This window comes from Actinokineospora diospyrosa (genome assembly GCF_024171925.1).
Taxonomy (GTDB): Bacteria; Actinomycetota; Actinomycetes; order Mycobacteriales; family Pseudonocardiaceae; genus Actinokineospora; species Actinokineospora diospyrosa.
On sequence record NZ_JAMTCO010000018.1, the window covers coordinates 1 to 18166 of the forward strand.

The 18166-nt window shown below is 68.6% G+C and carries 17 protein-coding genes and 1 rRNA gene; 1 reads left to right on the plus strand and 17 read right to left on the minus strand.

Annotation, left to right across the window (positions count from 1 at the left end; translation table 11 throughout):
* The 14 genes from LV75_RS30615 to LV75_RS30680 all read right to left on the minus strand — a co-directional run.
* Nucleotides 1-212 (minus strand): 16S ribosomal RNA (locus LV75_RS30615); the annotation flags it as partial.
* Nucleotides 213-803: 591 nt separating this feature from the next.
* Complete coding sequence (tyrS, locus tag LV75_RS30620) at nt 804-2078, minus strand: tyrosine--tRNA ligase (protein ID WP_253890844.1); 1275 nt, start codon at nt 2076-2078, stop codon at nt 804-806.
* Nucleotides 2079-2126: 48 nt separating this feature from the next.
* Nucleotides 2127-2753, minus strand: coding sequence for a DNA-3-methyladenine glycosylase (locus LV75_RS30625; RefSeq protein ID WP_253890845.1), 627 nt, complete (start codon nt 2751-2753; stop codon nt 2127-2129).
* A complete protein-coding gene (locus LV75_RS30630) occupies nt 2747-3472 on the minus strand; it encodes an SGNH/GDSL hydrolase family protein (RefSeq protein ID WP_253890846.1) in 726 nt (241 codons plus the stop codon). The genes LV75_RS30625 and LV75_RS30630 overlap by 7 nt, the downstream gene beginning before the upstream one ends.
* Complete coding sequence (gene argH, locus LV75_RS30635) at nt 3445-4872, minus strand: argininosuccinate lyase (protein WP_301320122.1); 1428 nt, start codon at nt 4870-4872, stop codon at nt 3445-3447. Before argH ends, LV75_RS30630 begins: the two co-directional genes overlap by 28 nt.
* Before the next feature lie 67 nt (nt 4873-4939).
* Nucleotides 4940-6136 carry an argininosuccinate synthase gene (locus LV75_RS30640; protein ID WP_253890847.1) on the minus strand — a complete coding sequence of 399 codons (1197 nt, stop codon included), beginning with the start codon at nt 6134-6136 and terminating at the stop codon, nt 4940-4942.
* Nucleotides 6129-6665, minus strand: a complete 537-nt coding sequence (locus LV75_RS30645; RefSeq protein WP_253890848.1) for an arginine repressor — start codon at nt 6663-6665, stop codon at nt 6129-6131. Before LV75_RS30645 ends, LV75_RS30640 begins: the two co-directional genes overlap by 8 nt.
* Nucleotides 6662-7582, minus strand: coding sequence for an ornithine carbamoyltransferase (gene argF / locus LV75_RS30650; RefSeq protein WP_253890849.1), 921 nt, complete (start codon nt 7580-7582; stop codon nt 6662-6664). Before argF ends, LV75_RS30645 begins: the two co-directional genes overlap by 4 nt.
* A gap of 1 nt (nt 7583) precedes the next feature.
* Entirely contained in the window at nt 7584-8789 is a 1206-nt protein-coding gene (locus LV75_RS30655) for an acetylornithine transaminase (RefSeq protein WP_253890850.1), read from the minus strand.
* A 2-nt stretch (nt 8790-8791) separates the two neighbouring features.
* Complete coding sequence (gene argB / locus LV75_RS30660) at nt 8792-9670, minus strand: acetylglutamate kinase (RefSeq protein ID WP_253890851.1); 879 nt, start codon at nt 9668-9670, stop codon at nt 8792-8794.
* Nucleotides 9667-10851, minus strand: coding sequence for a bifunctional glutamate N-acetyltransferase/amino-acid acetyltransferase ArgJ (argJ, locus tag LV75_RS30665; protein ID WP_253890852.1), 1185 nt, complete (start codon nt 10849-10851; stop codon nt 9667-9669). Before argJ ends, argB begins: the two co-directional genes overlap by 4 nt.
* Nucleotides 10848-11867 (minus strand): N-acetyl-gamma-glutamyl-phosphate reductase, encoded by a 1020-nt coding sequence (argC, locus tag LV75_RS30670; RefSeq protein WP_253890853.1) that lies wholly within the window; start codon nt 11865-11867, stop codon nt 10848-10850. Before argC ends, argJ begins: the two co-directional genes overlap by 4 nt.
* Nucleotides 11868-11956: 89 nt before the next feature.
* Entirely contained in the window at nt 11957-13291 is a 1335-nt protein-coding gene (locus LV75_RS30675; RefSeq protein ID WP_253890854.1) for an NtaA/DmoA family FMN-dependent monooxygenase, read from the minus strand.
* Nucleotides 13288-14316, minus strand: coding sequence for an LLM class flavin-dependent oxidoreductase (locus tag LV75_RS30680; protein ID WP_253890855.1), 1029 nt, complete (start codon nt 14314-14316; stop codon nt 13288-13290). Before LV75_RS30680 ends, LV75_RS30675 begins: the two co-directional genes overlap by 4 nt.
* A 142-nt stretch (nt 14317-14458) precedes the next feature.
* Here LV75_RS30680 and LV75_RS30685 point away from each other — a divergent pair, with 142 nt between their 5' ends.
* A complete protein-coding gene (locus LV75_RS30685; RefSeq protein WP_253890856.1) occupies nt 14459-15157 on the plus strand; it encodes a GNAT family N-acetyltransferase in 699 nt (232 codons plus the stop codon).
* A 59-nt stretch (nt 15158-15216) separates the two neighbouring features.
* Here the strand turns inward: LV75_RS30685 and LV75_RS30690 are convergent, their stop codons facing one another.
* The 3 genes from LV75_RS30690 to LV75_RS30700 all read right to left on the minus strand — a co-directional run bounded on the left by LV75_RS30690 (nt 15217) and on the right by LV75_RS30700 (nt 17961).
* Nucleotides 15217-16101 (minus strand): transporter substrate-binding domain-containing protein, encoded by an 885-nt coding sequence (locus LV75_RS30690; RefSeq protein ID WP_253890857.1) that lies wholly within the window; start codon nt 16099-16101, stop codon nt 15217-15219.
* Between the two features lie 184 nt (nt 16102-16285).
* On the minus strand, nt 16286-17047 hold the full coding sequence (locus LV75_RS30695) for an amino acid ABC transporter ATP-binding protein (RefSeq protein WP_253890858.1): 762 nt from the start codon (nt 17045-17047) through the stop codon (nt 16286-16288).
* Nucleotides 17044-17961: an amino acid ABC transporter permease gene (locus LV75_RS30700; RefSeq protein ID WP_253890859.1), complete on the minus strand. Its 918-nt coding sequence runs from the start codon at nt 17959-17961 to the stop codon at nt 17044-17046. The genes LV75_RS30695 and LV75_RS30700 overlap by 4 nt, the downstream gene beginning before the upstream one ends.
* Between the last annotated feature and the right edge of the window lie 205 nt (nt 17962-18166).

An 18166-nucleotide genomic window follows, 5' to 3' on the forward strand; every position in this document is an offset into this window, starting at 1 on the left:
CGCCGGAACTTTCCACCTCCCACCATGCGGTAGGAAGTCATATCCGGTATTAGACCTCGTTTCCAAGGCTTATCCCAGAGTATGGGGCAGATTACCCACGTGTTACTCACCCGTTCGCCGCTCGTGTACCCCGAAGGGCCTTACCGCTCGACTTGCATGTGTTAAGCACGCCGCCAGCGTTCGTCCTGAGCCAGGATCAAACTCTCCAAAGATGCTTTAAGAGTTGTTACCCGACAAACAGACACCAAACTGGCATCATATTCATCTCAAAGGAACCCACAAATGGGGTTCAATCATTCAAGCTCTACTGGCTTAAATCGGCACACTGTTGAGTTCTCAAACAACACACGCACATCCAGATCGACCGCGCTGAGCGGCGCCACCAGAGGCTGGTAGATCTTGGCTTTGTCTCTCGAACTTGAGGCCACCCACTCTACCACCTTGCGGCGGGAGCTTGGTTCGCGGCCCTCGTCGATCCGAGTCTGTCTGGCGCTCGTTCCGGTTTTCCCGGCCCGTGTCGCGCTGACAGAGAGAAAGTTACACGGCCGGAAACCCAGGGTCAAATCGCACCCCCAGGAACCCATCACAGGGTGAAACCGCAGGTCACCACCCCTGTGCCGGGCCGCAAAACCACCGTAACCCACCCTCAGACCGGTGTGTATGTGACCGCCGTCACGTGAACTTTCTCTGAGATCGGCCGTCTACCTCGCCCTGCACCGCGCTGAGCTGCGAAAACACCAGTGGCCGCCGCCCGAGAACGGGCGACGGCCACTCGCGGTCACTAGAGGACCACTCGGATGGGCTTAGGCGTGCACCTGCACCCCGGCGGTGTTGCGCTTCCCCCGCCGCAGGACCAGCCACTTGTCGTGCAGCAGGTCTTCCTTCGCGGGTACCCAGGCCTCGTCGGTCACCTTGGCGTTGTTCACGTAGGCACCGCCCTCGTTGACCGTGCGCCTAGCGGCTCCCCTGCTGTCAGCGAGCCCCGAGGCGATCAACAGGTCGACGATCGTCGGCCCTTCAGCCAGCCGGACCGTGCCCGTGGGCGCTTCCGCCATGGCGGCGTCGAGCGTCGACAGGTCCAACCCAGCCAGTTCTCCCCTGCCGAAGAGGGCCTGGCTTGCCGCGATCACCTGGGTGGTCTCCCGCTCCCCGTGCACCAGGGTCGTGAACTCCTCCGCCAAGCGCTTCTGCGCAGCTCGCAGGTGGGGGCGTTCTGCGGTGTCCTGCTCTAGGGACTGGATCTCCTCTTGGCTGAGGAAGGTGAACAGCCGCAGGTAGCGCAAGACGTCGGCGTCGCCCACGTTCACGAAGTACTGGTACCAGGCGTACGGCGAGGTCAGAGCGGGATCGAGCCACACGTTGCCGCCGCCGGTGGACTTACCGAACTTGCGGCCTTCGGCGTCGGTGACAAGAGGCGCGGTCAGCGCGTGCACGGAGGCACCCGCTACCCGCCGCGTCAGCTCCACCCCGCCGATGATGTTGCCCCACTGGTCTGAGCCACCTACCTGGAGCTTGCAGCCGTGGGCCTGGTGCAAGCGCAGGTAGTCGTGGGACTGCAAGAGCAGGTAGCTGAACTCGGTGTAGGACATGCCGTCGGACTCGAGGCGGCGTTTGACGGTCTCCCTGGCGAGCATCACATTCACCGAGAAGTGCTTGCCGATGTCGCGCATGAAGTCGAGGACGGACACGTCGCGGGTCCAGTCGAGGTTGTTGACCACGACCGCGCCGGTGGGCGAGTCGTCGAAGTCGACGAACCGCTCCAGCTGGCCGCGGATGCGGTCGGCCCACTCGGCGACGACGTCGAGGGTGTTGAGGGCCCGCTCACCGGTGTCGCGGGGGTCGCCGATCATGCCGGTGGCCCCACCCGCGAGCACGATCGGTCGGTGCCCGGCACGCTGGAAGCGGCGCAGCATGAGCAGGGGCACCAGGTTGCCCGCGTGCAGGCTCGGCGCGGTGGGGTCGAAGCCCGCATAGAGGGTGAGTGGGCCCGCGTCGAGGTCCTTACGCAGCGCGTCGAGGTCGGTGGACTGCGCGATCAAGCCGCGCCAGGTCAGCTCGTCGAGGATGTGTTCACTCACGGCGGCTATCTTCCCTCCCCCGCACAGCCGCCGACCACCGGGTTTGCGCTACTGGCTAGGTACGACCCGAACGATGCCCCTCTTGCCCCCGCGACGGTAGGCACTCACAGCCTTGGAGCCATCGACCCAGAAGCGCCAGGGCACGTCGATGGCCACGGCGACGCCTACGCGTGGCCCTACGCGAACCTGGTCTGCCTGGACGGGCTCGCCCTTGTAGAGCCGGACGGGGGATGCCGGGTCGGTCAAGTCCAGCCCGTTCTGGTCTGCCTTGAGACCGAGCACGGTGGTGAGGCGAGCCGGTCCCTTGGCGAGTTCGGCGTCCGAGCGGGAGGAGGGACGCCTGGCGCGGGCGATGTCCAAACCGCTGATGACCTCCCCCGCGCGGAGCAAGACCGCGCCTGGCACGCCGTCGGTCAGGGACACCACGTTGGCGCAGAAGTGCATGCCGTAGACGAAGTACACGTACAGGTGCCCGGCGGGACCGAACATCACTTCGTTGCGCGGGGTCTTGCCGCGGTAGCAGTGAGAGGCCGGATCGTCCCCGCCGCGGTAAGCCTCTACTTCGACGATGCGGACCTCGACGGTGCCGTCGGCGCTGTCGGCTCGCAAGGTGGCGCCGAGGAGAAGCTTCGAGGCGTCGACTGGGTCGACGGCCAGGTCTTCGCGAGTCAGCATGCGGTTCGCCAAGCGACGTCCTGGAGGTAGGCGGCATCCGCTTCGGGCAGGTCTATGAGCGTGCTGTCGGGCTCGCCCAAGACCCCTTCCGAGTCGATGGCCTGACCGGTGACCCGGCTAGTGCGTCCACGCGGATCTAGGCCGAAGAGGGTCGCGGTCAGTACGCACGCGGCGAGGTAGGAGCCCGCAGGAGCGGGGTGACTGGCGTCCTCGTCGTGGAGGACCAAGTCCGGGCGTTCTGCCAGCGCGGTACGCCAGGCAATGCCAACTGGCGAAACGGCCACGCCGAGCTGCTCACCGATGGAGGTGTAGGCGTGCGATAGAGCGTGCTGTGCGTCGGGGTCGTCTCGCCTGGCCCAGGTCATGTAGAGCACCGCAGAGGAATTGGCGCTGACGATGTCGGCTACGGCGAGGCGGACCGCGGCGTGGAACTTGGCGGGGTCTTGCGGCCGGGGTATGCCGTCGACCACCAGCTCACCGCCAAGCGTGCTCTGTTCCTGCAAGACGACGTAGTCAGCGCCGCTGCGTAAGGCCGCGGTTGGCGCGCCTGTCGCCCACGCCTCCCCGAGGACCGCGCCGGGAGTGGCAAGCATCGCCACGGACACAGCGCGGTCGGGTCGCGCTAGAGCGACCACCAACTCGGGGAGGTTGTGGAAGTAGGTGAAGCTGTTGCCGACGAACAGGACGCGAGTTACTTCCGGATGACCTGCTCCGCCCACGTCCGGTACTCCTCGACTCGTCGCACGACCCGGTCCCGCTGCTCCGCGACCCGCCGCGGCGCGGTCCCACCGTACGCGTCGCGCGAGGCGATCGACCCGGAGACGGTCAGCACGTCCCGCACCTCGGGAGTCAGCGCCGGGTTGACCTCCGCCAGTTCGGCGTCGGTGAGGTCTTCGAGGCCCGCGCCGCGCGCCTCGGCCCTGCGCACGCACTCCCCCGCCGCCTCGTGGGCGATCCGGAACGGCACGCCCGCGCGGACCAGCCACTCGGCGATGTCGGTGGCGAGGGTGAAGCCCGCGGGGGCGAGGGCGGCGAGCCGGTCGGTGTCGAAGGTCAGCGTGCCGAGCATGCCCGCGAGGGCGGGCAGCAGGAGCTCGAGCTGGGCGACGGAGTCGAAGACCGGCTCCTTGTCCTCCTGCAGGTCGCGGTTGTAGGCCAGCGGCTGCGCCTTGAGGGTGGCCAGCAGGCCCGCCAGGTTGCCGATCAGCCTGCCGGACTTGCCCCTGGTGAGCTCGGCGACGTCCGGGTTCTTCTTCTGCGGCATGATCGAGCTGCCGGTGGCCCACGCGTCGTCGAGGGTGGCGTAGCCGAACTCGGCGGTGGTCCAGATGATCACTTCCTCGGCGACCCTGGACAGGTTGACGCCGAGCATGGCGACCACGAAGGCGAACTCGGCGGCGAAGTCGCGGGAGGCGGTGCCATCGATGGAGTTCTCGGTCGGGGCGTCGAAGCCGAGTTCCTTGGCGACGGCGGCCGGGTCCAGGCCCAGTGACGAGCCTGCGAGCGCGCCGGAGCCGTAAGGCGAGATGGCGGCGCGGCGGTCCCAGTCCTGGAGGCGGTCGACGTCGCGCAGCAGTGCCTGCGTGTGCGCGAGCAGGTGGTGGGCCAACAGCACGGGCTGGGCGTGCTGCAGGTGGGTGCGCCCGGGCATGGGGGCGCCGGGGTGGCGGTCGGCTTGGCTCACGAGGGCCTCGACGACGTTGAGGGTGCCGGTGGCGACGATCCTGGCGGCGTCGCGCAGGTACATGCGGAACAGGGTGGCGATCTGGTCGTTGCGGGAGCGGCCCGCGCGGAGCTTGCCGCCGAGTTCGGTGCCCGCGCGATCGATCAGGCCGCGCTCAAGCGCGGTGTGGACGTCCTCGTCCGCGGCCACGGGTGTGAAGGAACCGTCGACGACGTCGCGCTCAAGCACGTCCAACGCGTTGAGCATGCCGGTCAGCTCGGTCTCGGTAAGAAGGTTCGCGCGGTGCAAGACCAGCGCGTGCGCCCGGGATCCGGCGATGTCGTAGCTGGCCAACCGCCAGTCGAAGTGGGTCGACAGGCTCAACGCGGCCATGGCCTCGGCAGGCCCGGAGCTGAACCGCCCACCCCACAATGCGGTGGGTTCCTGCTGACTCAACGAAATGTCCTTCCTGGACGGGGCGCCCCCGAGCGCGGCAGGTATGCCTGCCGCGCCCGGGTGGGGGTCAGTGGTGCAGGGAGCGCTTAGCGGCGATCTTCGACGGCAGGCCCCAGAGCTGGACGAAGCCCTTGGCCAGGGACTGGTCGAAGGTGTCGCCCTCGTCGTAGGTGGCGAGGTTGAAGTCGTAGAGCGCCTGCTCGGACCGGCGGCCGTTGACCACGGCACGCCCGCCGTGGAGCACGATCCGGACGTCGCCGGTGACGTACTCCTGGCTGCGGGCGATGAAGGTGTCCAGCGCCTCCTTGAGCGGGGAGAACCACAGGCCGTCGTAGACCAGCTCGGTCCAGCGCTGCTCGACGCCGCGCTTAAAGCGGGCCAGGTCGCGCTCGACGGTGACGTTCTCCAGCTCTTGGTGGGCGGTGATCAGCGCGATCGCGCCGGGCGCCTCGTAGACCTCGCGGCTCTTGATGCCGACCAGCCGGTCCTCGACCATGTCGAGCCTGCCGACGCCCTGGGCGCCCGCGCGGCGGTTGAGCACCTGGATGGCCTGCAGCACGGTGACGGTCTCGCCGTCGATGGCGACCGGGACGCCCTTGTCGAAGGTGATGACCACCTCGTCGGCGTCGCGCGGCTCGGCCGGGTTCGCGGTGTAGTCGTAGACGTCCTCGGTGGGGGCGTTCCAGATGTCCTCGAGGAAGCCGGTCTCGACCGCGCGGCCCCAGACGTTCTGGTCGATGGAGAACGGCGACTTCTTCGACACGTCGATGGGCAGGTTGCGGTCCTCGGCCCAGGCGATGGCCTTCTCGCGGGTCCAGGCGAAGTCGCGGACCGGGGCGATGACCTTGAGGTCGGGGGCGAGGGCGCCGATGCCGACCTCGAAGCGGACCTGGTCGTTGCCCTTGCCGGTGCAGCCGTGCGAGACGGTGCTCGCGCCGTGGTACTTGGCCGCCTCGACCAGGTGCTTGACGATCACCGGGCGGGACAGTGCCGACACCAGCGGGTAGCGGTCCTGGTAGAGGGCGTTGGCCTGCAACGCGGGCAGGCAGTACTGCTCGGCGAACTCGTCGCGGGCGTCGGCGACGACGGCCTCGACCGCGCCGCACTCCAGCGCCCGCTTGCGGATGGTGTCGAGGTCCTCGCCACCCTGGCCGACGTCGACCGCGACGGCGACGACCTCGGCCCCGGTCTCCTCGGCGATCCAGCCGATGGCCACCGACGTGTCGAGCCCACCGGAGTAGGCGAGTACCACCCTGTCACTCATTGTTCTCTCCTCGTTTTGCCAAGTCCTTGGTGCCCGCTTGGGCGCGGGCGGCCATCGCGGTGAACCGGTCGGCCAGTTCCAGGCCGGTGACCGGTTCGCGGCAGATGACCATGAGGGTGTCGTCACCGGCGATGGTGCCGACGACCTCGTGCAGAGCGGCCCGGTCGATCGCGCTGGCCAGGAACTGCGCGGCACCGGGCGGGGTTCGCAGCACGGTCAGGTTCGCCGAGCCGTCGGCGGAGACGAGCAGTTCGGTCAGCAGGCGGGTGAGCCGGGACGTGCCGCCCTGCACGCCGCGGACCGGGTTGCCGTCCTCGGGGATGACGTAGACGGGGGCGCCGCCGTCGGCGCCGCGCAGCTTGACCGCGCCCAGCTCGTCGAGGTCGCGCGAGAGCGTGGCCTGGGTGGCCTCGACGCCCTCGGCGTGCAGCAGCGTGGCCAGCTCGGTCTGGCTGCGGATGGCGCGCTCGCTGACGAGTTCGACGATGCGGGCCTGCCGGGCGGCCCTGGTCGCGGCCGAGGTGGTCACGGGTGGGTCACCAGCCAGCTCAGCAGTGCCTTCTGCGCGTGCAGCCGGTTCTCCGCCTCGTCCCACACCGCGCTGGCGGGCCCGTCGAGCACCTCGTCGGTGATCTCCCAGCCGCGGTGGGCGGGCAGGCAGTGCAGCACGATGGCGCCGGGGGCGGCGTGGCCGAGGAGTTCGGCGTCCACGCGCAGCGTGCGGAAGGAGCTGACCCGGTCGCGGCCGTCGTTCTCCTGGCCCATGGAGGTCCAGGTGTCGGTGACCAGCACGTCGGAGCCGTCGACGGCGGCGCGCGGGTCGTCCAGGACGGTGACCGAGCCGCCGGTCTCCTGGGCGCGTTTGGTGGCGTCGGTGAGGATGTCCGGGCGGGGCTCGAAGCCGACCGGGGCGACGACGCGCACGTGCATGCCCGCGGTCGCGCCGCCGAGCAGCAGGGAATGCGCCATGTTGTTGGCGCCATCACCGAGGTAGGTGGCGGTGATGCCCTCGAGCCTGCCGTGCCGCTCGCGGATGGTCATCAGGTCCGCGAGCACCTGGCAGGGGTGGAACTCGTCGGTGAGCGCGTTGACGACCGGGATGCGGGAGGCCGACGCCATGGCCTCGATGCGCTTCTGGGCGTAGGTGCGCCAGACGACGACGTCGACGTAGCGGGACAGGACCCGGGAGGTGTCCTCGATGGTCTCCTCGCGGCCGAGCTGCATGGTGCGGCCGTCGACGATGACCGAGGTGCCGCCGAGCTGGGCGACGCCGACCTCGAAGGACACCCTGGTGCGGGTGGAGTTCTTCTCGAAGATGGCCGCGACGGCCTTGCCCGCGAGGGGGCGGTGTTCGAGCGGGTCGGCCTTGAGCCGGTCGGCGAGGTCGAGGATCTCGCGCTGCTCGGCGGGGGTCAGGTCGTCGTCGCGGAGGAAGTGCCGGGGCATGTCAGGCCTCCGCCGGGGTGGTGGCGGCCGCAGTGTCGAGGATGCCGGGCAGGTCGGCGATGAACTCGCCCGCCTGCTCGTCGGTGAGGATCAGCGGCGGGGCGAGGCGGATCGCGTCGGCCTGGACGTTGTTGACCAGGTACCCCTTGGCCGCGGCGGCGGTGGCGACGGCACCCGAGATGGGCGCGGTTAGGGCTACCCCGAGGAGTAGGCCGTTACCGCGAACGCCAGCGATAAGAGGGTGGTCGAGCTCCTCGATGCCTGCGGTGATGTCCTTACCGAGCGCTGCGACGTGCTCGAGGATGCCGTCGGCGGCGATGGTGCGAAGCACAGCGAGACCGGCAGCGGCGCAGACAGCGTTGCCACCGAAGGTGGTGCCGTGGTGACCCGCGGCGAAGAGGTTTGCGGCAGCGCCAACGGCCACGCACGCGCCGAGTGGCAACCCTCCCCCTAGGCCCTTGGCCAGGGTGAAGATGTCCGGGGTGATGCCCGCCTGCTGGAACGCGAACCAGCTGCCCAGGCGACCGATGCCGGTCTGCACCTCGTCGAGGATGAGCAGCGTCCCGGCAGCGCTGGTGATCTCGCGGGCCGCCTGCAGGTAGCCGTCGGGGGCGGGGATGACGCCACCCTCGCCGAGGACGGGTTCGAGGATCACCGCGGCGGTGTCGGCGTCGACGGCGGCGCGCAGGGCCTCGACGTCACCGAAGGGGATGTGCTCGACGCCGGGGACCAGCGGCTGGAACGGCTCGCGCTTGGGCGGCTGGCCGGTGAGGGTGAGCGAGCCCATGGTGCGGCCGTGGAAGGCGCCGTGGGTGGCGATGACCTTGCGGCGGCCGGTGAGCCGGGCCAGCTTGAACGCGGCCTCGTTGGCCTCGGCGCCGGAGTTGCTGAACACGACCTTCGCGTCGCCGGTGAGGCCAGCGATGTCGAGCAGCGCCTCGGCGAGCTCAACCGCGACCGGGTTCACGTAGAGGTTGGAGGTGTGCGCGATCGTGCCGATCTGCGCTGTGACCGCAGCGACGACGGCAGGGTGCGCGTGGCCGAGCACGTTGGTGGCGATGCCGCCGACGAGGTCGAGGTAGCGGGTGCCATCGGCGTCCCACACGTAGGCGCCCTCACCGCGCACGACGGTGAGCGCGGGCGTGCCGTAGTTGTCCATCAGCGCGGACTTCCACCGCGCCTGTCCGTCCAGGTTGGACCCGATCATCGCTACTCCCCCTCGTCCGGCAGCACCATGGTCCCGACGCCGCCGCTGGTGAACACTTCGAGCAGAACCGAATGCGCGAGCCTGCCGTCGATGACGTGCGCGCGCGGGACGCCGCCGGTGACCGCGCGCAGGCAGGCCTCCATCTTGGGGACCATGCCGCTCTCCAGGTCCGGCAGCAGTGTGGCCAGCTCGCTCGCGCGGATCTCGTGCAGCAAGGATGAGCGATCTGGCCAGTTCGCGTAGAGGCCTTCGACGTCAGTTAGGACTACCAGCTTCTCAGCGCGCAAGGCGATCGCCAGTGCGGCGGCTGCGGTGTCGGCGTTGACGTTGTGGGTAACGCCATTGCGGTCTGCGGCCACAGTAGACACTACCGGGATGCGGCCTGCGCCAACGATGTCGAGTACGGAGGCAGGGTTAACCTCGACGACATCCCCTACCAGGCCTAGGTCGATCTCTTCACCGTCGATGACTGCTGTGCGACGTTCGGCGGTGAACAGGTGGGCGTCCTCGCCTGAGATGCCGACCGCGTAAGGACCGTGCTGGTTGAGCAAGCTCACCAGTTCGCGGCTGACCTGCCCGGTGAGGACCATCCGGACGACATCCATCGCTTCCGGGGTGGTGACCCGAAGACCCGCCCGGAACTCGCTGGTGATGCCCATCGTCTTGAGCATGGCGCCGATCTGCGGGCCGCCTCCGTGCACGACCACGGGGCGTAGACCGGCGAGCCGCAGAAAGACCATGTCTTCGGCGAAGGCCCTCTTGAGGTCATCGTCGACCATGGCGTTGCCGCCGTACTTCACCACGACCAGCGCGCCATGAAGGCGCCGCAGCCAAGGCAGTGCCTCTATGAGGACGCGTGCTTTGTCGGCTGGGGCGGTCATGAGGAGTAAGCGCTGTTCTCTTCGACGTAGGCGTGCGACAGGTCGGTGGTGAGGATCGTGCCGGTGCCCTCGCCCGCGTGCAGGTTGATCTCCACGAGGATGTCGCGGCCGGACAGGTCTGCCGCCGAGCGGTCTTCGCCGCGGCCACCGGCCCGGCAGACCTGAACGCCGTTGAGGGTGATGTCGAGGTTGGCCGGGTCGAACTGCGTGGGGGCGTTGCCGACGGCCATGGCGATGCGGCCCCAGTTGGGATCACTGGCGAAGAACGCGGTCTTGCAGAGGTTGTCGACCGCGATGGTGCGGGCGGCGGCGACCGCCTCGGCGTCGGTGGCGGCACCCCGGACGGTGATGGTGACGTGCTTGGTGACGCCCTCGGCGTCTGCCTGGAGCTGGGCGACCAGGTCGGCGCAGACCGCGGTGAGGGCCTCGGTGAACTCCGCAGGGGCCACCTCGACACCGGAAGCGCCGGACACCAGCAGCAGCACAGTGTCGTTGGTGGAGGTACCGCCGTCGACGTCGAGCCGGTTGAAGGTGGACTCGACGGCGGTGCGCAGGGCGGCGTCAACGGCGGTGGCGTCAACCGACGCGTCGCTGGTGATGACGCTGAGCATGGTGGCCATGTTGGGCGCGCACATGCCTGCGCCCTTGGCGAAGCCGCCCACGGTCCAGCCGTCGGGGTGGGTAAGGGCGGTCTGCTTGGGGACGGTGTCGGTGGTCATCACCCCGGTCGCGGCGGCGAGGCCTGCTTCCGCGCCGGTCGCGAGCTCTTTAGTAGCGAGGTCGACCCCGGAGAACACGGCGTCCATGGGCAAGCGCTCGCCGATGAGGCCGGTAGAGCAAACAGCGACGTCGATCGCACCGACGCCGAGCACGTCGGCGACCTTCTCGGCGGTGGCGTGGGTGTCTTGGAAGCCCTCAGGGCCGGTGCACGCGTTGGCGCCGCCGGAGTTGAGGACGACCGCTTTGAGGGAGCCGGTCGTGAGGACCTGGCTCGACCACAACACGGGCGCGGCCTTGACCTTGTTGCGGGTGAACACCCCGGCGGCGGCGGTCGACGGACCGTCGTTGACCACGAGGGTCAGGTCGGGCTTGCCGTTGGACTTGATGCCCGCGACGACCCCGGCCGCCCGGAACCCGGCGGCGGCGGCCACTCCCTGGTCCCGGTTGATGTTCCCGCTCACGGTGCGACCCCCACAGTGGACAGGCCCGCCGTCTCCGGGAGGCCGAGTGCGATGTTCATGGACTGCACAGCGGCACCCGCCGTGCCCTTGGTCAGGTTGTCGATGGCGGCCACCACGACCAGCCGCTGCAGGTCTTCGTCAACGGTGACCTGGATGTGGACGGCGTTAGAGCCGAGAACCGCAGCCGTGGTCGGCCACTGGTCTTGCGGCAAGAGGTATACGAACGGCTCATCGGCGTAGGCGCGCTCGTAGACCTCGCGCACGTTGCCGGTGCCGGTGAGTGGCGCCGTGCAGGTGGCAAGGATGCCGCGCGGGAGTGGCGCAAGAACCGGGGTGAACGAGACGTTGACTCGGCGACCGGCGACGGCGCTGAGGTTCTGGATGATCTCGGGCGTGTGCCGGTGGGTACCGCCGACGCCGTAGGCGCTGAGGGAGCCCATGACCTCGGAACCCAAGAGGTTCGTTTTCAGGCTCTTACCCGCGCCGGAGGTCCCAGACACCGCGACGACTACGACGTCGTCGGTGATGAGGCCGTGTTCGACGGCGGGGGCTAGAGCGAGGGAGCTGACCGTGGGGTAGCAGCCCGGGACGGCTACCCGCTTGGTGCCCTTGAGCTTGTCGCGGCCGTTGGGGAGCTCAGGCAGGCCGTAGGGCCAGTGCCCGGCGTGCGCGGAGCCGTACCAACGCTCCCAGTCCTGGGCGTTGCTGAGCCGGTGGTCGGCGCCGCAGTCGATGACGAGCGTGTCCGGCCCGAGTTGCGCGGCGATCTCACCTGAGTGACCGTGCGGGAGCGCGAGGAACACGACGTCGTGCCCGGCCAGGGTCTCGGCGGTGGTCTCCACCAGGACCCGGTCGGCCAGCGGCACCAGGTGCGGCTGCAGCGGCCCGAGTCGCGCGCCCGCGTTGCCGCCCGCGGTCAGGGCCCCGATCTCGACCTCGGGGTGGCCGAGCAGGAGCCGGAGCACCTCGCCCCCGGCGTAGCCGCTCGCCCCGGCCACCGCTGTCCGCACCGTCATGTGGATAAGTATGCATGTTCATGCAAACCCACTCAATCCACTATCCCCCGATCGTGAACGCCGCCACACCGAGCCGGGCGGCGTCACCGTCAGGAGATCGGCGGTAGGTCCAAGTGCTCCCGGAGCGTGGTGCCCTCGTAGTGAGTCCGGTAGACCCCTCGTTCTTGCAGCTCAGGGACCAAGAGGTTGACCACGTCGTCGATGGTGCCCGGTAGGCGGTGCGGGGTGAGGTTGAAACCGTCGACCGCTCGGGTGCGGACGTAGTGGGCCCACTCGTCGGCGATGCGCGCGGGTGTCCCCACGAAGATGCGCTCGCGAGGGTGGATGGCCAAGACGAGTTCCCGGATGGACAGGTTCTTGTCTTCCGCGAGTTCGCGCCACTGGCGGATGCGGTCGAGCTTGCCGGTGCGGTTGGCGATGGAGATCGTGCCGCGCGAGGGGTCGAGCTCACCTTCGTCGGGCTCGATATCGGGTAGTGGGCCGTCGGGGTCGTAGGCGGACAGGTCCTTGCCCCAGTACTGCTCCAGGAAGCCGATCGCCCGCTGCGGGTTGATCTGCTCCCGGTGGAGCCACTCCGCGCGTTCGGTCGCCTCGGCGTCGGTGGCGCCCAAGACCACCCCGGCGCCGGGAAGGATGCGCAAGGAGTCCGGGGAGCGGCCATAAGAGGCGAGGCGGTTGCGTAGGTCCTCCGCGTAGGAGAGGGCCTTCTCGTACTCGGTGTTCGCGGAGAAGACCACGTCGGCGTGACGGGCGGCGAGGTCGCGGCCGCCGGGTGAGTCACCCGACTGGAAGAGGACCGGGCGGCACTGACGGCTGCGCGGCACCGTGGGCACGACGGTCAGCTCGACCAGGTCGGTGTGCCGTTCGACCGCTCGGATGGAGCCTGCCCGGGCCCAGGAGTCGGTACCGACGATGGCGTCGTCAGCCCAGGAGGACCAGATCGCCTTGGCCGCCTCGACGAACTGGGTGGCGCGCTCGTAGCGGCGGTCGTGGGCCAGCCAGCCGCCACGGCGGAAGTTCTCGCCGGTCCAGGCGTTGTCGGTGGTGACGACGTTCCAGCCCGCCCGGCCGTCGGAGAGCAGGTCGAGCGTGGCCAACCTGCGGGCCAGGTCGGCGGGGAAGTTGTAGGTCGCGTTCTGGGTGGCGACCAAGCCGATGTGGGTGGTGGCGCCCGCGAGCGCGGCGAGCTGGGTGATCGCGTCGGGGCGGCCCGCCACGTCGGTGGCCAGGACCTGGCCGCGGTTCTCCCGCACACGCAGCCCCTCGCCGAGGAAGAAGGCGTCGAACAAGCCGCGTTCGAGGGTGTGCGCGATCTGGACGAAGGTGTCGATGGTCGTGTGGTCGGCGTTGCCCGGGTCCGACCAGGCGTACTGCTGGCCGACGCCGGTGTAGAAGACGCCGAGGTGCAGGCGGGGCTCGGTCACCGGGTGCTCCCCTCGAAGCGGTTGGTGGGCTTGACCAGCCCGAGGCTCGCCCGCAGGGTGTCGCCCCGGGCGGGGATGTCCAGGGCGGGCAGCACCTGCTCGACCAGCAGCGGCAGGTCGACGGCGAGCACCGCGGGGTGCAGCCGCACGCCGTCGAAGGTGCCCGCCAGGTCCGCCAGCAGCGCCACCAGGCCCTCGGCGGAGCCGGTGTAGCGGGTGCGGCGCGTGGTCCACGGGGTCGCCCGGTTCAGGTCGGCCAGGCGCGACGCGGCGGGCCGGTGCGCGTCGAGGACCACCTCGACCTCGGCGAACACCAGTCCGGCCCCGGTGTCGCGAGCCGCGTCGGCCCGCTCCCGCAGCCGGTCCTGCCCGGACACCAGCGCGATGTCGGCCGCCACCCCCAGGGTGTCGGCGGCGAGCACGACCGGTTGGCCCTGCGGTGGGCGCGGCGTGATCAGCGGGCCCTTGACGCTGAACGAGGACCCGACGAAGTCGACGTGGTGGACCTTGTCCGGGTCGAGGTAGCGGCCAGTGGCGACGTCCTTGATGACCGCGTCGTCTTCCCACGAGTCCCACAGCGCGCGCACGACAGCCACCACCTCGGCAGCCTCGCCTGGCGGGCCATCGGTGCCGACTGTCGCGAGCTCGGCAGAGTCAGAGCCCTCGACAACCCAGGCAGCGCGACCGCGGGAGGCGTGGTCCAGGCTCGCGATCTGCGCTGCGAGGTGGAACGGCTCAGTTGTCGCTGTCGGCACGGACGGCGCTAGGCCGATCCGCGAGGTCGTAGTGCTCACGAACGCGGCTCGCCCCACCGCTTCCAGTCGTCCGGCGATGTCAACGCCGATGCTTGGCGGCACTGGGGAGTCGGCGAACGTCGCGAGGGTGAAGCCACCCTCTTCAGCTGCCGTCACGATCTCACGAAGTGGGCCAGGCAGGATCACCGCCGCAGGGGCAGCGCCACTAGCCCTCCACGCGGCCGGGTGCGCGCCCGCACCGTCTAGTTCGACCGCCAAGAACAACGACATGTTCCCTCCCAGTCCTCAAATCCGAGATTAGAGAGCGCGGGAGGGGCGACCCAGCATGTGGGAAGCCCACCCGCGCGGGGAATATCCGCGGCAGCCAAGACGCCTGCTGTGTTTGGATTCCCCGGTCGATCGAGGAGCGAGTGTGAGCGCTGACGAGTCTTTGCTGGACAACGCCGTGTGGGCGTCGCTGAACGGCGCGCACGCGCACTTGGCCGAGCGGCACGGTGACGCTGCCCGGTATCCGGTGGACGTCGCCCCGTTCCTGGGCGCGAACCACCAAGCGGGCAGCCAAGTGTGGTCCGACATCGCCGCGCTCGCCGGTCCCGGCAAAGAGGTCCTCGTGTCCCCCGGGCTGCCCCAGCCCGCGGAGGCCTGGGAGACGACCCTGGACATCGCCGGTGTGCAGCTCGTCGACGACCACTTGGCGCCGAAGGTGGACCCCGAGGCGATCCGGCTGACTCACGCCGACGTCCCGGAGATGATCGAGCTCGTGCAACGGACGCAACCGGGACCGTTCCTGCCCCGGACGATCCTGTTGGGCAACTACGTCGGTTTCCGCCACGAGGGGGCGTTGGTCGCGATGGCCGGGGAGCGGCTGCACCCGCCGGGCTGGACCGAGATCAGCGCTGTGTGCACCGACCCGGCTTTCCGCGGGAAGGGTCTGGCGACACGGTTGGTCCTGACTGTCGCTGCCGGGATCCGTGCGCGCGGCGAGGTTCCGTTCCTGCACACAGGTGCGGCTAACACCAACGCCATCCGCCTCTATGAGACGCTCGGATTCAAGCTAAGAAGGCACGTGCGGTTCACTGCCGTGCAGGTGCCGGTAACTCAGCCCGCGTAAGAGCAAGGCCCTGACTCCTCTTGGGAGCCAGGGCCTTGTCATGTCAGGCGTTGGTCAGATCAGGTGTTGCTGATGGGCAACCCGGGCGGGTCGACCTCGGAACGCTGGACGGTCTCGTCGCTGAGGCCGTAGGCGGCGAGGAGCTTGGCGTACTGACCGTTCTCGATCAGGTAGTTGATCGCCTCGGCCAGCGGCTCGGCCAAGCCGCTGTCCTTCTTGGTGGTGGCGGCGATCAGGCCCTGCAACGTGGCGCCCGCACCGGAGTAAGAGCCCGCGCTGCGGGTCGGGTTGGGCGTCGAGGCGGTCTTGGCCGCGTGGTAAGCGACGGTGGGGTTGGGGTAGAAGTACGCGTCGATCCGACCGGACGCCAGCGCCAGGTACGTGCTGTTGATGTCCGCGAAGTTGCGGACCTCCAGCGTCTTGCCCTCGGCCTGCAGCTTGTTGCGCCACTCAAGCAGGATCTTCTCCTGGTTGGTGCCGGTGTTCACCGCGACAGTCTTACCCGCGAGGCTCTGGTAGGTGCCATCGAAGTTCCACGGGTTGTTCTTGTTCACCTCGAAGCCGAGGTTGTCCTTGCGGTAAGAGGCAAACGCGAGACCCTGAGTCTTGCGCTCCTCGGTGACGGTGATGTTGGAGAACCCGGCGTCGAACTGGCCGGACTTCAGCCGCACGAACAGGTTCTGCCAAGAGGCGTTCTGCACGTCCGGGGTCAGCCCGAGGACGGCGGCGACAAGACGGCCCAGGTCCGGTTCGCTGCCGGTGAGGGTCTTCTGGTCAGAGCCGATGAGGTCCAACGGCGGGGTGCTGTTGGGCAGACCGCCAACACCGATGACCAGGGTGCCCCGGTCGAGGATCGCCTTGGGCACCTTGGCCCGGATCGCCTCGACCTTCGGTACGGTCAACTGAAGCGGTGTGGTGAAGTCGGTGTTCGCGGCGACAGTCACAACAGTGTTTCCACTGGCATCTACCGCTGCGGCGGCAGGCGGCTCCGACGACCCGCAAGCGCTGAGGCTCGCGAGCGCCACAACGGCAGCGGTGGCTGTTAACGCTAACCGGGCAGATCTGGGCATGGCTGTCCTCTTCTTCGTTTGATTCACCGTGATTGAGAACCCGTTCGGCACAACGGGTTCAGACGAGCTTGCCGAGGAACTCGCGAGTCCTCTCGTGGCTTGGGGTGTACAAGACCTCGCTGGGCGGCCCTTCTTCGACGACGCGGCCGGCGTCGAGGAACACGACGTGGTCGGCGACCTCGCGGGCGAACCCGATCTCGTGCGTGACCACGACCATGGTGGTGCCCGCCGCGGCGAGGTCCCGGATCACCGTGAGCACCTCGCCGACCAGTTCGGGGTCGAGGGCCGAGGTCGGCTCGTCGAACAGGATGAGCTTGGGCTCCAACGCGAGCGCCCGGGCTATGGCGACCCGTTGCTGCTGTCCGCCGGAGAGTTGGCGCGGATACGCGTCGACCTTGTCCGATAGACCTACCTTCGCCAGCAACTCCTTGGCGCGCGCTATAGCCTCTCGCTTCGGCACACCCTGGGTGACGATCGGGGCCTCGATGACGTTCTCCACCACGGACAGGTGAGGGAACAGGTTGAGGCTCTGGAACACGAACCCGATGTGGGAACGCTGGCGCAGGATGGCCCGTTCGCTGAGTTCGCGAAGCCTGCCCCGGTGTATCCGGACGCCGATGAGCTCGCCGTGGACAGTGACGAATCCACTGTCCAGAGGCTCAAGGTGGTTGATGGCACGAAGCAAGGTGGACTTACCTGAGCCGGACGGGCCGATGATCGCCGTGACCTCACCCGCCCGCGCGGTGAAGTCAACCTCATCAAGCACGCGGTGTGGCCCGTAGGTCTTGACTGCGCCTCTTACGGTGACTGCGACTGTCATCGCGCTACTCCTGCCGCGCGGAGGAACCGTTGGAACGGGGTGAGCGGCAGGATGCGCAGTGCTCCCCGGGAGAAGTAGCGCTCCAGGTAGTACTGGATCACCGACAAGACACTGGTCAGGACGATGTACCAGATCGTGCCGACCATGAGCAGCGGGATGATCTGGCCGCTGTTCACGCTCGCTTGGCTCTGTACGACGCCGAAGAGCTCTAGCAGCGAGGTGATGTAGACGACCGACGTTCCCTTGAGCAAGCCGATGAGCTGGTTGGCGTAAGCGGGAATGATCGCTCTGGTCGCTTGCGGCAAGATGATTCGTCGGTACTGCCGGGACTTCGGCAGACCAAGCGCTGCAGCGGCCTCCAATTGCGTCTGGTCAACGGAAATGATGCCGGAGCGCACGACCTCGGCAGCGTAAGCGGCCTCGTTGAGGCTAAGACCCAGAACCGCGACGAAGTAGAAGCTGAGCAGGTCGTTCGCGCTGAACTCCACAAACGACGGGCCGAACGGGATTCCGAGGCTGAGCGTGTGGTACAGCGCGGTGACGTTCGCGAGGAACAGCAGCAGCACGATCAGCGGGATCGACCGGAACAGCCAGATGTACCCCCACGCCACCGACCGCAGCACCGGGTTGCGCGACAGGCGCATCAGCGCGAGCGCGATCCCGCCGATGAGGCCGAACACCGCGGCCAACCCGGTGAGCTGCAAGGTCAGCAGCAGCCCCTCGAGGACGACCGGGCGGAAGAACCAGTAGCCGAAGGCGTCCCACTGGAAGGCGTCGTTGGTGACCAGCGCGTGCGCCGCCTGGGCGAGCAGCACCAGTGCGACGGCGGCCGCCGCCCACCGCCACGGATGGCGCAACGGGACAACCTTGCGGGAGGCCAGTTTCTCGACCAGTTCGTCGGTCGTTTCTTGCACGGGTTTCGCTAACTCGGTTTCCGGCGGTGGTTTCGGTGGGGAGGAGGTCACGGGGGCTCCACGGATTGGCGCGTGGTTGACGCGGCAGATGCTAGATCTCCGCAGAGCTCAGAGAGCCGGTGTTCAGCATGTGAGAGCCATGATCGACTCGTGGACAAGGCGGCTGGCGATCCGGAAACTGAGCGGAAATGCCCCCGTGGTCCAT

Coding starts and splice junctions, on each gene's coding strand:
- LV75_RS30655 (WP_253890850.1), bottom strand. CDS start 8,789: ATGATCGGGTCCAACCTGGACGGACAGGCGCGGTGGAAGTCCGCGCTG.
- argF (WP_253890849.1), bottom strand. CDS start 7,582: ATGCCCCGGCACTTCCTCCGCGACGACGACCTGACCCCCGCCGAGCAG.
- LV75_RS30680 (WP_253890855.1), bottom strand. CDS start 14,316: ATGTCGTTGTTCTTGGCGGTCGAACTAGACGGTGCGGGCGCGCACCCG.
- LV75_RS30640 (WP_253890847.1), bottom strand. CDS start 6,136: ATGAGTGACAGGGTGGTACTCGCCTACTCCGGTGGGCTCGACACGTCG.
- LV75_RS30625 (WP_253890845.1), bottom strand. CDS start 2,753: ATGCTGACTCGCGAAGACCTGGCCGTCGACCCAGTCGACGCCTCGAAG.
- LV75_RS30695 (WP_253890858.1), bottom strand. CDS start 17,047: ATGACAGTCGCAGTCACCGTAAGAGGCGCAGTCAAGACCTACGGGCCA.
- argC (WP_253890853.1), bottom strand. CDS start 11,867: ATGACGGTGCGGACAGCGGTGGCCGGGGCGAGCGGCTACGCCGGGGGC.
- argB (WP_253890851.1), bottom strand. CDS start 9,670: ATGACCGCCCCAGCCGACAAAGCACGCGTCCTCATAGAGGCACTGCCT.